Source organism: Mesorhizobium sp. M0208 (assembly GCF_040322015.1).
Classification (GTDB): Bacteria; Pseudomonadota; Alphaproteobacteria; order Rhizobiales; family Rhizobiaceae; genus Mesorhizobium.
This window is the reverse complement of record NZ_JAMYSP010000027.1, coordinates 19,823-33,347: the sequence shown is the minus strand read 5'-3', so window position 1 is coordinate 33,347 and position 13,525 is coordinate 19,823. Positions and strand designations below refer to the sequence as shown.

Sequence of the window (13,525 nt, the reverse complement as noted above, 5' to 3'; positions counted from 1 at the left end):
CTGCGTAAGCTTGTCCTCGCGAACAACGATGGGAGCAAGCCGGTCCGTCCATGGCCCCGAAGAAAGTAGACACGCTGGAGGCCAAAATCCGTCAGGATCAGCTTGCTGACCTGAGGACCGGCCTCTTCGTGTCGATGCCGATAAGCGCTATCCTGTCAGGCCTGATTTTGACGGTGCACGCCCTTTCTGGCAGCGGCTTTGCCGCTGCAATCTGGTTCCTGGCCGTCAATGCGATAAATGCCGCCCGCCTTGCACTCGCGCGTTATCAGCTAAAGGAAACGGGGCGCCATGACGGTTTAGTGGGGGTTTTGCCGCGGCTTCGCTGGTTTGGCATCCTTGCCCTTCTGGCAGGGTTTGCCTGGTCCTTCCTGGCCGTCCTGACTGTTGGATACACGACACCTCAAGCACCGCTGCATCTGGTCATTCTGGCGGGCATTTCCGCTGGTGCGGTTACATACGGCAGTTCGTATGCCGCGGCGGCGACCAACTTCATCACACCTCCGCTCCTCATCACGGTGGGTTGCCTTTTGGCGAAAGGCAATTTTGAAGACTACATTCTGGCTTTTACCGTTCTGCTCTTCATGGGCGGCTTGGTTCGAGCTTCGTTTGTTGGGCAAGCACGGTTCCGCGAAGCGAGCCGCCTGAGGCATGAGGCCGAGCGGCTTGCGGCGGAGATGAAGGCCAGTTCCAGGCAGGACCACCTGACGGCCCTTCTCAACAGGCGTGGCCTCGAACACGCTATCGGACGGTTCGAGACCGCGGATAGCCCCTTCGTGGCAATGCTGATTGATCTGGACGGGTTCAAATCCGTCAACGATACCTACGGTCACAGGACCGGTGATGAACTGCTTGTCAGGATCGCCCGCCGCATAGAGGAGGAAGCACCGGAAGGCTCAACGCTCGCTCGTATCGGCGGCGATGAATTCGTGCTGTTTTTTCCCTCAACGAGGGTTTCGCTTTCTGCCAGTGATCTCGCCTCCAATATCATAGCCAAAATTGCCCGCCCCTATATCGAGGTCGCGTCCGTCCGGGTCGGGGCATCAATAGGAATATACCTGGCGGAAAGCCCGGGCCTGACCGAAATGTTGTTGCGGGCGGATATCGCCCTTTATACGGCCAAGCGTCGTGGCAGGAACGAATTTTGCCTGTTCGATGCCGAACTCGACAGGGAACTGCAACGCCGCCAGTCCGTCGAACGGGACCTTCATTCGGCGATAAAGACGAGAAGCTTGCAAACTTGGTTCCAGCCGATCGTGAAACTCGACACCGAGGCTGTGGTCGGCTTTGAAGCCTTGCTGAGGTGGTCCCATCCGACTCATGGTGCCATCTCTCCACCCGAAATCATCACAGCTGCACGCGAAACCGGAATGCTTCAGCTGCTGACGCAAACCGTATTCGCCGACTGTTGTGCTTTTATCGACGACTTGGTGAAAGCTGACTGTCGTGATCTCCGTGTGGCGATGAATGTTTCACCGCGCGAACTGGAAGCCGGCGATATCGACGACATGGTTCTGGATGGTCTGGCGGCAAGAGGTCTCCCTGCAACGATGTTCGAGATCGAGATTACCGAAGAATCCCCGGTTGACCCGGACAGAGTGGATGAAAAGCTCGGACGGCTTTCACATGCCGGCATTTCCATCGCGCTCGATGACTTCGGCACCGGCTTTTCTACGTTGGCATCGCTCAAGGACAGTCGGATACGCAAGGTGAAAATAGACCAGGGCTTCATTCGCGGCTTGGCCAAGTCCCGAGAGGACCGACTGCTTGTCAAATCGGTCATCGATCTCGGTAACATGCTCGGGATCGAGGTCATGGCCGAGGGCGTCGAAACAGAGGCGGATCGGCAAACCCTGCACAAGCTTGGCTGCCGAACCGCTCAAGGCTTCCTGTTCTCCAAGGCTGTGCCTCTGAGCCAAGCACTAGAAATGGCAGTCAAACAGCACGCGAACCAGTTGTGACCGCTCCCGCCGCGCCGTCTCTCGCGGCCGTGCGCTCATGAATGGCGGGTATCTGAACGTCCTTGTTTGAAGAGCATGACAGTCCGTGCTGTGCGTCAGCCGGCGAACAGTTCCTTGTAGCCGGTCGTCACAATCCAGTTCGCACGGTCGATATGGCTGCGAAGAGCCTTGCGGGCGCGGACCGGTTCAAGGGCCGGGTCGATGCCGAGAATGAGATCGGCCATCTCCTCTTCGCTGGCATTGTCGGCGCAGGCATCCAGGATCCGCAGGTAGATCGTGAAATGCTGCCTGTCGTAGCTCGTGAGGTTATCCGACCAGGGGACTTCGTCACACAGAGTTGAGCTTCGAGTCTCATCTGTTCCCATTGATCGATTCATGCCTGTTGCGAGCCTCGGCTGTTGAGCGCTGGATGCAACGCAGCATATCCCAAAATGGGATAATCCGAAACCGGGATTAGTCGCTGATCCGGTCTTTACCCGACCGGTTCGCCTACATGCCCAAGTCTCTTCGATCGCCCCGCCACCAGCGGTTTCTGGCCCAGCTGGTTTCCTTGCGCAAGGCCAAAGGCCTGACTCAGGCGCAGGTGGCCGAGAAGCTTGATCGTCCCCAATCCTTCGTGGCCAAGTACGAGGGTGGAGAGCGTCGTCTCGACGTCATCGAGTTTCTCGACTTAACTGCGGCGCTTGACGCTGATCCGTGCGAGATTCTGTCCAGCCTGCGGTCCTAGCGGGCGCCCGCGCGCCTAACGGCTCGCGCCGGTGCCGTGAACCGAGCGCGCTTTTCTTCGGCAAGCTGCCATTCCGCTGCGGGTGGGTCTTTACCAAGCCATGCCGATATAGGATGATAATCCTAGGTGGGGCGATTCCTCAACGGAGATCGCAATGGCTAGGACCAAACTTTCCAAGCAGCTTTCACAGGCTGAAATCGAGCGCTTTCTCGCGGAGGCGGAACGGCTGCACCAGAGCATCGTCCAGCCGCTTCTATCACCTACCAGCAACCATTACCGGGCTCTCCAACGCACCCATGAAGCGCTGTTGAAGACGGTGAAGGATATCACCGGGAAGGATGCGCCGTTCATTCAATGGTTCGGAACAGGACCGGTGAATTAGACCAGACTTATAGACTCCAGGCTGCAAACGTCGCATTCTCTCTTCGGGGAGAAGGGGCGTGGGCAACCATCGCTATCAAGACAACTCCTGGCTGGCTTTCTTGCCTTCGAATCGACCCTCGGCTGCAACATCAAAGCCAATATCAAGCTACAAAACGGGCGAGCGCGTCTATCATGATCCCGGTCAGGAATATTACTGGGACACGCGCCTCAACCTGTTGAAAGGCGAGCGCTGGTTTTGTTCGGAGGAAGCCGCGCCACGGGGGCGATGTCGTCGAGTTTCTCGACGTAACTGCGGCGCTTGACGATGATCCGTGCGAAAAATCTGTCCAGCCTGCCGTCCTGGCGGGCGCCCGCGCGCCTGACGACGCGCACCAGGTGCTCGTGAACCGAGCCCGCTTTTCTTTGGCAAGCTCAGGCGGTCTCGGCCATTCGGCTTCGCCCCTTGGCGTGGGCAGCCCTTCGGGCTGTGACGGCCGCCACCCTTGCGGGCGGCGCGGTTTGTCTGTTGGCCTTTCCCGGTGGCGCGGGGTGGGCGGCACTCCCTTCTAGGCCCGCCGCGGCAGCCCGCAACCCTTCGCTGCCGCTCAGGGTCCTCCTCTTCGTTCCGGTCCTTCGGATGCGGTCCGCCTACCACGGCGGGCCTTTCCGGTCGCGACTCGCCGCCCACCCCGCTTCCGGGGAAAGGCGCGGCGATTGGCGAGCGGAGGATGAGACGATGCATGCAAACAGCAAGCGTACCCCCAGCGGAGAGGCTGGCGCAGGCAAGGGCGGGCGCCCCGGCGCCAGCCTTTATCAGGAGATCACCGACCGCATCATTGCCGAACTGGAGCGCGGCACCGTGCCATGGGTCAAGCCATGGGGCAGCGCAAAGGCAGGCCTTGGCCTGCCGAGGAATGCATCCTCTGGGCGCATCTATTCCGGCATCAATATCCTCATCCTGTGGGGCGCGGTCATCGAGCGCAGCTATCCCAGCCAGAACTGGCTCACCTTCCGGCAGGCGCTCGTGCTTGGCGGCAATGTCAGGAAGGGCGAGCGCGGCACGACCATCGTGCATGCCGACCGCTTTGTCCCCAAGGACGAGAAGGAGCGCGCACGCCACGAGGGCGATGAACCACAGGCCGTGCCTTTTTTAAAGCGCTTCACCGTCTTCAATGTCGCGCAGTGCGATAATCTTCCGGAAGACCTCTATGCCGCCGCCGAGCCGCTGCCTCAGTGCGAGATCGTGCCGCACGCCGAGACGCTCATTCGCGCCAGCGGTGCGGATTTCAGGGTCGGCGGCGATCGCGCTTTCTACATGCCGGGCAGCGACCACATTCAGGTGCCGCCGCAGCCGGCGTTCCATCACCAGATCGACTATTACCGGACCTGCTTTCACGAGCTTGGCCACTGGACCGGCCACCCGACGCGGCTTGCTCGCGACCTCTCCGGCTCGTTCGGCTCCAAGGCTTACGCGCGTGAAGAATTGGTCGCCGAAATCACTGCCGCCTTCGTCTGCAGCAAGCTCGGTATCGAGCCGACCGTGCGTCATGCCGATTACATCGGCTCATGGCTGAAGGTGCTGCGCGAGGACAACCGCGCCATCTTCCGTGCCGCCAGTCTTGCTTCCAAGGCCGCCGATTTCCTGTTTGCCCTTCAGGCCGATGCCGAAGGCGAGGCGCAGGAAGGGATTGCGGCATGACGATGCGCGATCCTCGACTGACCGCGAGCGAGCCGACGCCGCAAGGCGGCAGATGCTCATTCCCGGTGTCCGGCCGATCACCACGCGCGATCGGCTCACCCTCCTGATGGACGCGCCGATGTGTCCGCGCGGCGCAAAAGCCGCTCGATATCGGCCTCTTCGATGAAGCCAGCACAAATCAACTCGACCTGTTCTGACAAGGAGTCTTTCCATGATCCTGATCACCGATCCACTGCGCGCACGACTGCTCGCCAATGGCGCCGCCGAGGCCGACATCGACCATTTTCCGGTTGTGAAACTGTTTAATCCCACAGGTGCCGCCACGTGGCTTTTGACCGAACTCGACGCCGATGGCGACACGCTGTTCGGCCTTTGCGATCTCGGCTTCGGCTTCCCCGAACTCGGCAGCGTCAGTCTGGCCGAGCTTGCATCCGTAAAAGGTCCGCTTGGCCTCGGCATAGAGCGCGACCTGCATTTCCACGCGCGCTTTACGCTCTCCGTCTATGCCGAAGCCGCCCGCATGTGCGGCCACATCACCGAGGCCGAGCGACTTCTGCGGCAGGCAGCAGACGCCCTTTCAAAGCCCCATTCCGAGCTTCCGCCCGACACGGCGGAACAGCAGCGCCGATAGGCGCAAAAACCGTCCCGCCGCGCCGGCCTTCGGCCCCTGCGGCGGGGACACCCTCAACCAAAGCGAAGGAGAGTAACCATGCAGCTTGCCCACATCCCCCTAGATCAGCTCAACATTTCCGCGCTCAACATGCGCCATGGAAAACGCGCGCCCGACATATCCGACATCCTGCCGTCCGTGCGTGCGCGCGGCGTGCTGGTGCCTCTCCTTGTGCGGCCCAACGGCCAGCCGGAAACCTTCGAGATCGTTGCCGGCAGGCGGCGGTATTTCGCCGCGAAATCGCTTGCCGACGAGCGCGGCGAACGCGATCCCTTGCCCTGCGCCATCATGGAGGATGGCGACGACGCCGAGGCGCTGGAAGCCTCGCTGATCGAAAACCTCGCCCGCCTCGATCCTGACGAAGTCTCGCAATGGGAGACGTTTTCGCGGCTCGTCAGGCAAGGCCGCACCGTTCCAGACATCGCTGCGACCTTCGGCATCACTGACCTGAAGGTCAAACGCATTCTGGCGCTTGGCGACCTCTTGCCCAAAATCCGCGAAGCCTATCGGCGCGAGGAGATCGACGCCGAGACGGTGCGCCATCTCACCATGGCGTCCAAGGCGCAGCAGAAGGACTGGCTGGCACTCTGTGCCGATCCAGATCAATACGCGCCGCGTGGCTTTCAATTGAAGCAATGGCTGTTCGGCGGCCAGTCGATTTCCACCAAGGTGGCGCTGTTTGCCATCGACGAATATCCCGGCCTGATCACCTCGGACCTGTTCGGCGAGGACAGCTATTTCGCCGATGCCGACCTGTTCTGGTAAAAGCAGAACGAAGCGATTGCCGCCAGACGCGACACCTATCTCAACGACGGCTGGAGCGAGGTGGTGCTGCTGGAGCCGGGCCAGTATTTCCACCCATGGGACCACGAGAAGACCCCGAAGAAGAAGGGCGGCAAGGTCTTTATCGCGGTCACGTTTCGCGGCGAGGTCGAGTGTCACGAGGGCTGGCTGTCACACAAGCAAGCCCGCCGCGCCCGCGAGGGCGGTGAGCAAGAAGAAACAGCCGCCAAGCCGCCGCGCCCCGAACTCACCGGCCCGATGCAGAACTATGTCGATCTGCATCGCCATGCGGCCGTGCGCGCGGCCATTCTCGACCATCCCGCCGTGGCGCTGCGACTCGTGGTGGCGCACGCCATCACCGGTTCCGGCCTGTGGCAGGTGCGCCGTGAGCCACAGCGCGCAGTCAATGAAACGGTGACTGCCAGCCTTGCCGGCTGCAAGGCTGAAGCTGCATTCGGCAAAAAGCGGCGCGAAGTGTTGGCCCTGGTCGGATCACCGGATGAGGATGGAGTGGTGGCCGGCAGCAATGGCGACGCCTTTGCTATCGCCGGCGTGTTCGCCCGCCTCTTGGCGCTGTGCGACGACGATGTCATGCGCGTTCTCACCCTTGTCATGGCCGAGACGCTTGCAGCCGGCAGCGCCGTCATCGAGGCGCTCGGCAACCATCTGAACGTGGATATGGGCGCATGGTGGGAAGCGGACGATGCGTTCTTCGACCTCTTGCGCGACAAGGAAATCGCCAATTCGATGCTGGCCGATGTCGGCGGCAAGCTGGTCGCCGACGGCAATGTCGCCGAGAAGGTCAAGACGCAAAAGAAGATCATCCGCGACTTCCTGGCGGGCGAGAATGGCCGCCTCAGGGTCGAGACCTGGCTGCCGCGCTGGATGAAATTCCCGGCCGAAAGCTACACCAGCCGCGGCGGCTTCCGCACCGCCGATCAGTGGACACATGTGCAGCCGCTGTTCGTGCGCGAATGAACCGATTAGCCTCAAGCGGCGGTTCTTTCGAGTGCCGCCGCTCAGGTCGCGCGCGCCGCTCCGGACCGCGCCGGCTGCCGATCGGTCGTCTTGTCGAGCCGGTGCCGCGCGCGAGAAATCCCGACGCCAACTCGCCCCATTTCGGCAGCCCTGCACCACGCCGGGTTGCTTGCCGAGGCGCTCCGCGCATGGGGCCAATTGTCCGATCCGGTTGCCGACAGAGCCCGCGCAGCCAGCCCCCTGCATTGCCGCCCGCTCTTGTGCCACCGATCGCGCCACCTGTCTCCATGTGTCTCAGGGACCATTCCACTGCGGCTGGCTTGACGACCTATGGGCGGATCCGGCCCGCCCGAAACCCTCGCCAGCAGCTTTTTTCCCCGCCGCCTGCGGCGGCTTCCTCGCGCCGCTTCGCTTCAAAAAAGCTGTCCGCTCGGGTCCTCCGCTATCGCTGCGGCCGTCCCGGTTCCGGCGGTCCGGACGCGCCCATCACGGTCCGCCATCGCAGGGGAATGGTCCCCTGCGAGCACCAAAGGAGACTGAAAATGACCGCGATCGGATACGTTACCAAACAGGAAAACGGCGGCTACAAGGGCCAGCTCAAGACGCTTAGCGTCCGCGCCGACATCGACATCGTGCCCAATCAGGCAAAGAGCGCCGACACCCATCCCGACTTCCGGGTGCTGACGCAAGGGGTCGAAGTAGGGGCCGGCTGGATCCGCACCGGCGAGACCTCCGGCAAGGACTATGTGAGCCTGTCGATTGCCGCCCCGGAGTTCGGTCCGCGCAAGCTCTACGCCAATCTCGGCCGCGCCGCCGGCCAGGATGACGACGACACATACGCCATCATCTGGAACCCCGTCGACTGAACCGCCAGCCTCGAGCCCCGCGCCGCAACCGGCGCGGGGCTCTTCTCAAGAAGGGGCGGCGAAAACTCGCCCCCCACTCTTCGCCCGTCCCCGAAACGATCTCGCTCGCCGATCCTCGCCTTCGCTTGTCCGTAACGAAACGAGGACCATCATGGACGACGAAAACGAACGCGCGGCCCGCGCCAAGAAGGGCAGTCCGTTTCTCAACACCGCGCAGGCCGCCTTCTATATCGGGCTGTCCCAGCGCACGCTGGAGAAGATGCGGCTCAAAGGCGGTGGCCCGCAATTCCGCAAACACGGCCGCTATGTCCGCTATCACATCGACGAGCTCGACGACTGGTCGAAGGGACGCGCGCAGGAGACCCGGTCCCAGGATGGCGAGCACGATTCCGGATCGGCCGGTGAGGGAGGCCGCTCATGAGCCGGCGTCCCACCATCCGTCTGATCGGCAGCCATCTGCGGCGCATTCGGGCGCGCAAGACGATCGCCGTGGCCACAATAGGCCTCGGCCTGATCGGCTTCGCCGCTTTCGACAACCCATCGCCCTGGCTGGTCTGGAACGCCTCGGCCAGTGCGCCGGTCGGCCTCTATCGCCTCGCGTCCGGATCACCGGCTCGTGGCGATCTGGTGCTCGTCCGCCCGCCAAAACCGGTCGCCGATCTCGCCGCCGAACGCTTCTATCTGCCCAGCAATGTGCCGCTGGTCAAGCGCCTTGCCGCGCTGCCTGGCGAGCATGTCTGCGCCTTCGGCGACGCCATCATCATCGGCGGCGAGATCGTCGCGCGCCGGCTGGCAACCGACACACAGCACCGTCCGCTATCTTGGTGGAATGCCTGCCGCAAGCTCGCCGCCGACGAGTTTTTCCTGCTCGGCAACGATAGAAACCGCTCCTTCGACAGCCGCTATTTCGGGCCCGTGCCGGCCGAAAATATTGCCGGGAGGCTCGTGCCGCTATGGACCGAGTAACCCTCCTGATGCTGGGCATGGTCGCGATAGCGCCATGCGCCTGTTCCGCCGCGACCGACGCTCAGCGGGCCGACATCTCCCGTGGTCCGCAGCTGGCAAAATGGCAGCACTACGTAGCTGAGGCAAGCCGGCGTTTCAGCATTCCACAACCCTGGATTTATGCCGTCATGGATGCCGAAAGCCGGGGGCAGACAATGCTGGACGGACGGCCGATCGCCTCACACGCCGGCGCCATTGGCCTTATGCAGGTGATGCCCGGCACCTACGAGGAGATGCGCGCAGAGCTTGGCCTGGGGGCCGATCCGCACGACCCTCGCGACAACATTCTGGCAGGCACTGCCTATCTGCGCGCCATGTATGACCGCTTCGGCTTTCCCGGCCTGTTTGCCGCCTATAACGCTGGGCCGGACCGCTACGAACAGCATTTGCAGCGTGGGCGACCGCTGCCCAGCGAGACGGTTTCGTATTTGGAACAGCTCAAGGCTGCGGGGATTTCGGCCGCCGACATGGACGCGTTCACCGGCAAATCCCGTTCCGGAAAAGCGCCGGAAATCCCGTCCGGGCAGTCGCTGTTTTTCCTGCGAAACGGTGTTTCCGCGACCGATCCGAATGGCCAAATTGTGGTGCCGCTCGGATCGGAGCGAGCAAGGTCAGGCCGGCCGGATCGCAGGTGAGGGCAGGGGTACCGTGGGTCGGGCGGGGCAGGGAGGCAGGTCCGCGGAAGGCAAGATAAAGGCATCGCCTCCTGGAGGCGGCGAAGTCTTTGTCTGCACATCGTTTTTCATGGAGGCTGCCTTCAGCGTCAGGAGAGATTCTGCCGACAAAGCTTTGATTTTGCTCAAGATTACTAGGAGGCTCAATGCAGGATGAAGAGTTCAAGCCGAGCCTGGGCAAAATCGGATCGCGCGGCTCGAAGGCAGGCAAGCGTTTCGCCGGCCAGATCCGCGCCGCGATCAACCGAGCCGGCGGCGGCAGCGGTCGCCGTGGCCGCTTCATCGGAAGCCGGGCGGGGCGCGGCGGGGCTGCTGCCGCCGTTCTCAGAGCGCGCGACCCCCACGCGGCGTTTCGGCAGCGGCGCGCCGTCGTCAAGGCCCGTATCGTCAAGCTGGCCGGCAAGGGTGTTGACGGGGCACGTGCACACCTTCGCTACCTCCAGCGCGACGGCGTGACCCGCGAAGGCGAGCCTGGCGAGCTCTATAGCGCCGACAGCGACCGCGTCGATGGCAAGGCCTTCATCGATCGTGCCGATGGCGACCGGCATCAGTTCCGCTTCATCGTCGCCCCTGAAGACGGCATCGAGTATGATGACCTGAAGCCGCTCACGCGGCGCCTCATGGCGCAGATGGAAGAAGACCTCGGCACCAGGCTCGACTGGGTGGCCGTCGATCATTTCAACACTGGTCATCCGCATACCCATATTATCGTCCGCGGCAAGGACGACCGCGGCGAAAATCTTGTCATCGCGCGAGACTACATCTCGTCTGGAATCCGTGAACGGGCGGCCGAGCTGGTCAGCCTCGACCTTGGCCCGAGAACGGACCGCGAGATCGAGCAACGCCTGCGCCAGGAAATGGAGCGGGAACGCTTCACCAGCATCGATCGGCAGCTGCTCCGCATGCGCGACCATGAGGGGCATGTCTCACCGGCCAGCCGAGACACGTTTCGCCAGACGCTGCACCAGGGGCGCCTGCGTAAGCTCGAGCGGATGGGTCTGGCTGAGGAAGTCGGCTCGGGCCGCTGGCGCCTTGATGGCGAGCTTGAAGCGACGCTGCGCCGCATCGGCGAGCGGGGCGACATCATCAAGACCATGCACCGCGAACTGACCGGCAAGGGGCTCGCCCGCAGTGCCGCCGACTATGTTGTCCATGATCGATCTGCAGAGCCGATGCAGCCTGTCGTCGGCCGCATCGTTGCGCGCGGCCTGGCCGACGAAATCACTGACCGCCATTACCTCGTCGTCGACGGCGTGGACGGCAAAAGCCACTATGTTGATATCGGCAAAGGCGAGGCAACCCAACCGACGGCAGAGGGCTGCATAGTGCGGGTCACGCCGAGGGACACCGGGCCAAGGCAAGTCGACCGCACAATTGCCGAGATCGCCACGGCCCATGACGGGCGCTACAGCATCGATATCCATCTCAAGCATGACCAGTCGGCCACCGAACGTTTTGCCGAAACGCACGTGCGGCGACTGGAGGCGATCCGCCGGGCGACCGGTGGTGTCGAGCGCGAGCCGGACGGTACATGGACTATCGCGCCGGACCATCTCGACCGTGTGTCTGACTACGAGCGTCAGCGAGCGAGGGCCGAGCCGGTTGTCGTCGACAAGCTCTCATCAATGCTGCTGGAGAGCCAAGTCAGCTTCGACGGCGCCACCTGGCTCGATCGAGAGCTGGTTTCCGACACACCGGAGGCCTTGCACAGCTCTGGTTTCGGCCGCGATGTCCGAGAGGCGCAAGGCCGCCGACGGCAGTGGCTGATTGCGCAAGGTCTTGCTCGGGAAGAGCAGGACCGGATCGTCTATCGCGCCAACATGCTTTCGATCCTGCGTCAACGTGAGCTGAACCGTGTTGCCGGTCAACTGTCTGACGAACTCGGACTCTCGTATTCCGAAGCGCAGCCTGGTGATCGAATAGAGGGTCGATTGCGCCGCTCGATCGACCTTGCCAGCGGCAAGTACGTCATAGTCGAGAAGGCGCGCGAGTTCACGCTGGTACCATGGAGGCCAGTGCTTGATCGGTCTGTTGGCAAGGAGGTGTCTGGTGTCATGGGTGGCGAGGGGATTTCATGGACCATCGGCCGGCAGAGAAGCGGACCAAGCATTTCGTGACATGGCTACACAACTTCTTTTGCCCGCGTTGAAACAGGTACTCAGTCCGGACGGAGTTCGCCTGCTAATTGCCCGCGGCATTGATCTCGCGAGGGATAAATGGCTGGTCGTGCAAGACTTATCGTTCGCTCTACAAAATGCGCCGCGATGATTCATCGTGTTCCATGATTCTGAGCCAAAACCCTCCTGCGCCACCACGGCACTCTTCCCGGTGCCACGGAAGCCGCGCCGACGCGGCGCTACCGGCCTGGTTGCACAGGGCTGCCCCCGACCCAAACAGTTGCGGCGCATTGAGGACATTGCAATCACTGACCGTGCAGCCATCGGCGCGCTCGATGAGATGGTCCGCCAGCTAGAGAGGTGGGCTGGCGCCTGGTGACAGCGCCTAGGGCTTTCGGCGGCCGTGGTACGGCGAAGCAGGCTCGCGGCGTCGAGGATGAAGCCGCACTTCGCGATGTTCTTCTGCTCACACGACCGGGAGACAAGGTCGACCCCGCGGGCCGGATGCTGTTGACCGGGCGTGAACTGGCAGCCCATCCCGCTGAGGATCTTCTAACGGGAGAAACCTCGCTGCGGTGGGGAAGATTTCGATCGTCGCCCGCGACGACGAGGCGGTCAGCGACCTGACCAGACGAGCTCGGCAGCTTTCCGCTGCGGCATGGTGACCGGCGCGATCATGGCCGCCGAATGAGATCGCTTCGAACGCACCGTCGGATGCTGGCTCGCCGACGCTTTACTGGCGCAGCGCCTGGGAGGGGCACGAGATTCCGGTAGAGACCAGATGCACCTGGGAGGCGCGAACGTCCTCCAGGCCGAGCCGGTCCGGCGAGCGGTCGAATATCGCGAAAACTTGGCCACCGCGTGCACGTAGGATCGCTGGGTGGCCGGCGACAGATTGCGGATCGTCATGTCCTCGATCATGCGTCGGCGAAGAGGGCTCAACTCGGCCATCTCAAACTCTCAAACTCCTGTTCTCAAGATTGCGCTTCAACAGCCGCAATCCTTCAAAACAGAAGCGTCATCCGCAAACCCACGCACCAAATGACGCGTCAGCGGCTTCGTTCAATCCCTTTATGGGTCCGGATCCTAGCAGGTTGTGACCATTGCTGTGGCAATGCAGCAGTCCTGGATGGCTGCATCAAATAAGTTCCAAGATGCCCCGGGCGCGCTTCCACCGGACCACCTGGACGCTGCAGTTAAATGCACAAATCCACGCGCGTGCTGAAGCATCGTGAAAAATTCATGGATTATGACCCGATCCAATTTCGGTCGATCAATCAGCGCCCTTCGCCGGGGCTGTCGGTCCGCATCGCGCCTGACAGCGGCGCTATGCTGGCGCTCCCATGGCCGCCCTGTTGAATCGCTTTCTCCAGCACCGAACTGAATTGGTCCCGCTGGCGAACATTTCGATGCTTCCGCCTTGTAGGCCTTCTTTGTTGCGGCCGCCTCTGCGGCACGGCTGCGCCGACGTGAACGTGCTTGGCGGCACGTTTTGTCAGGGAGGGGAAAGAGGCGCGCGGCCCTCTCCCAGCAAGCCGCCGCTGGCGGATTCCTCCGTCTGCCCGCTGCGCTCCCTGCAGACCGGGGAGACCCTTCCGCCCCCCTTGCTCCCGCTGCTCGCCGCGATGCAGGGGGACAGGCGACCTGAACCCGTGCCCAAGCCGATCTGATGGCCGCAGAGGCGG

Annotated in this window: 14 protein-coding genes and 1 pseudogene; 12 read left to right on the top strand and 3 right to left on the bottom strand. The window is 62.6% G+C overall.

The genetic code is table 11. The annotated features are described in order from the left end of the window. Positions 1-50 precede the first annotated feature (50 nt). A complete protein-coding gene (locus tag NKJ17_RS23615) occupies positions 51-1,958 on the top strand; it encodes a putative bifunctional diguanylate cyclase/phosphodiesterase (protein ID WP_352690194.1) in 1,908 nt (635 codons plus the stop codon). Between the two features lie 95 nt (positions 1,959-2,053). Here NKJ17_RS23615 and NKJ17_RS23610 read toward each other — a convergent pair whose 3' ends face one another. Beyond that, positions 2,054-2,323 carry a DNA -binding domain-containing protein gene (locus tag NKJ17_RS23610; protein ID WP_352690192.1) on the bottom strand — a complete coding sequence of 90 codons (270 nt, stop codon included), beginning with the start codon at positions 2,321-2,323 and terminating at the stop codon, positions 2,054-2,056. A gap of 128 nt (positions 2,324-2,451) precedes the next feature. On the opposite strand from NKJ17_RS23610, the gene NKJ17_RS23605 reads away from it, so the two are divergent. Beyond that, on the top strand, positions 2,452-2,685 hold the full coding sequence (locus NKJ17_RS23605; RefSeq protein WP_023679646.1) for a helix-turn-helix domain-containing protein: 234 nt from the start codon (positions 2,452-2,454) through the stop codon (positions 2,683-2,685). A gap of 154 nt (positions 2,686-2,839) precedes the next feature. Continuing rightward, positions 2,840-3,067, top strand: a complete 228-nt coding sequence (locus tag NKJ17_RS23600) for a hypothetical protein (RefSeq protein ID WP_352453620.1) — start codon at positions 2,840-2,842, stop codon at positions 3,065-3,067. 209 nt (positions 3,068-3,276) lie between these two features. Here the strand turns inward: NKJ17_RS23600 and NKJ17_RS23595 are convergent, their stop codons facing one another. Next, the gene (locus tag NKJ17_RS23595; protein ID WP_352690190.1) at positions 3,277-3,441 is read right to left on the bottom strand and encodes a hypothetical protein; all 165 of its coding nucleotides are present in this window, start codon (positions 3,439-3,441) and stop codon (positions 3,277-3,279) included. 343 nt (positions 3,442-3,784) lie between these two features. Here NKJ17_RS23595 and NKJ17_RS23590 point away from each other — a divergent pair, with 343 nt between their 5' ends. The 9 genes from NKJ17_RS23590 to rlxS all read left to right on the top strand — a co-directional run bounded on the left by NKJ17_RS23590 (position 3,785) and on the right by rlxS (position 11,840). Then, the gene (locus NKJ17_RS23590) at positions 3,785-4,747 is read left to right on the top strand and encodes an ArdC family protein (protein WP_352690188.1); all 963 of its coding nucleotides are present in this window, start codon (positions 3,785-3,787) and stop codon (positions 4,745-4,747) included. A gap of 211 nt (positions 4,748-4,958) precedes the next feature. Continuing rightward, positions 4,959-5,378 (top strand): DUF2958 domain-containing protein, encoded by a 420-nt coding sequence (locus NKJ17_RS23585; protein ID WP_352690186.1) that lies wholly within the window; start codon positions 4,959-4,961, stop codon positions 5,376-5,378. Positions 5,379-5,456: 78 nt separating this feature from the next. Then, the gene (locus NKJ17_RS23580; protein WP_352690184.1) at positions 5,457-6,182 is read left to right on the top strand and encodes a ParB/RepB/Spo0J family partition protein; all 726 of its coding nucleotides are present in this window, start codon (positions 5,457-5,459) and stop codon (positions 6,180-6,182) included. Between the two features lie 63 nt (positions 6,183-6,245). Continuing rightward, positions 6,246-7,178, top strand: coding sequence for a hypothetical protein (locus tag NKJ17_RS23575; protein ID WP_352690183.1), 933 nt, complete (start codon positions 6,246-6,248; stop codon positions 7,176-7,178). A 542-nt stretch (positions 7,179-7,720) separates the two neighbouring features. Next, positions 7,721-8,044 carry a DUF736 domain-containing protein gene (locus tag NKJ17_RS23570; RefSeq protein ID WP_023672372.1) on the top strand — a complete coding sequence of 108 codons (324 nt, stop codon included), beginning with the start codon at positions 7,721-7,723 and terminating at the stop codon, positions 8,042-8,044. Between the two features lie 151 nt (positions 8,045-8,195). Then, positions 8,196-8,465, top strand: coding sequence for a helix-turn-helix transcriptional regulator (locus NKJ17_RS23565; RefSeq protein ID WP_352690181.1), 270 nt, complete (start codon positions 8,196-8,198; stop codon positions 8,463-8,465). Further along, positions 8,462-9,010, top strand: a complete 549-nt coding sequence (gene lepB, locus NKJ17_RS23560) for a signal peptidase I (RefSeq protein WP_352690179.1) — start codon at positions 8,462-8,464, stop codon at positions 9,008-9,010. The genes NKJ17_RS23565 and lepB overlap by 4 nt, the downstream gene beginning before the upstream one ends. Next, the gene (locus NKJ17_RS23555; RefSeq protein ID WP_352690178.1) at positions 8,998-9,684 is read left to right on the top strand and encodes a lytic transglycosylase domain-containing protein; all 687 of its coding nucleotides are present in this window, start codon (positions 8,998-9,000) and stop codon (positions 9,682-9,684) included. The genes lepB and NKJ17_RS23555 overlap by 13 nt, the downstream gene beginning before the upstream one ends. A 185-nt stretch (positions 9,685-9,869) precedes the next feature. Next, complete coding sequence (gene rlxS / locus NKJ17_RS23550; RefSeq protein WP_352690176.1) at positions 9,870-11,840, top strand: relaxase/mobilization nuclease RlxS; 1,971 nt, start codon at positions 9,870-9,872, stop codon at positions 11,838-11,840. Between the two features lie 751 nt (positions 11,841-12,591). On the opposite strand, the pseudogene NKJ17_RS23545 reads toward rlxS, so the two are convergent. After that, positions 12,592-12,791 (bottom strand): annotated as a pseudogene (locus NKJ17_RS23545) (phage integrase N-terminal SAM-like domain-containing protein); the annotation flags it as partial. Positions 12,792-13,525: the final 734 nt, after the last annotated feature.

What these genes read in the sequence shown, in the direction of transcription:
- NKJ17_RS23615 (WP_352690194.1), top strand. Translation starts at nt 51, where the DNA reads ATGGCCCCGAAGAAAGTAGACACGCTGGAGGCCAAAATCCGTCAGGAT.
- NKJ17_RS23610 (WP_352690192.1), bottom strand. Translation starts at nt 2,323, where the DNA reads ATGGGAACAGATGAGACTCGAAGCTCAACTCTGTGTGACGAAGTCCCC.
- NKJ17_RS23605 (WP_023679646.1), top strand. Translation starts at nt 2,452, where the DNA reads ATGCCCAAGTCTCTTCGATCGCCCCGCCACCAGCGGTTTCTGGCCCAG.
- NKJ17_RS23600 (WP_352453620.1), top strand. Translation starts at nt 2,840, where the DNA reads ATGGCTAGGACCAAACTTTCCAAGCAGCTTTCACAGGCTGAAATCGAG.
- NKJ17_RS23590 (WP_352690188.1), top strand. Translation starts at nt 3,785, where the DNA reads ATGCATGCAAACAGCAAGCGTACCCCCAGCGGAGAGGCTGGCGCAGGC.
- NKJ17_RS23585 (WP_352690186.1), top strand. Translation starts at nt 4,959, where the DNA reads ATGATCCTGATCACCGATCCACTGCGCGCACGACTGCTCGCCAATGGC.
- NKJ17_RS23580 (WP_352690184.1), top strand. Translation starts at nt 5,457, where the DNA reads ATGCAGCTTGCCCACATCCCCCTAGATCAGCTCAACATTTCCGCGCTC.
- NKJ17_RS23570 (WP_023672372.1), top strand. Translation starts at nt 7,721, where the DNA reads ATGACCGCGATCGGATACGTTACCAAACAGGAAAACGGCGGCTACAAG.
- NKJ17_RS23565 (WP_352690181.1), top strand. Translation starts at nt 8,196, where the DNA reads ATGGACGACGAAAACGAACGCGCGGCCCGCGCCAAGAAGGGCAGTCCG.
- lepB (WP_352690179.1), top strand. Translation starts at nt 8,462, where the DNA reads ATGAGCCGGCGTCCCACCATCCGTCTGATCGGCAGCCATCTGCGGCGC.
- NKJ17_RS23555 (WP_352690178.1), top strand. Translation starts at nt 8,998, where the DNA reads ATGGACCGAGTAACCCTCCTGATGCTGGGCATGGTCGCGATAGCGCCA.
- rlxS (WP_352690176.1), top strand. Translation starts at nt 9,870, where the DNA reads ATGCAGGATGAAGAGTTCAAGCCGAGCCTGGGCAAAATCGGATCGCGC.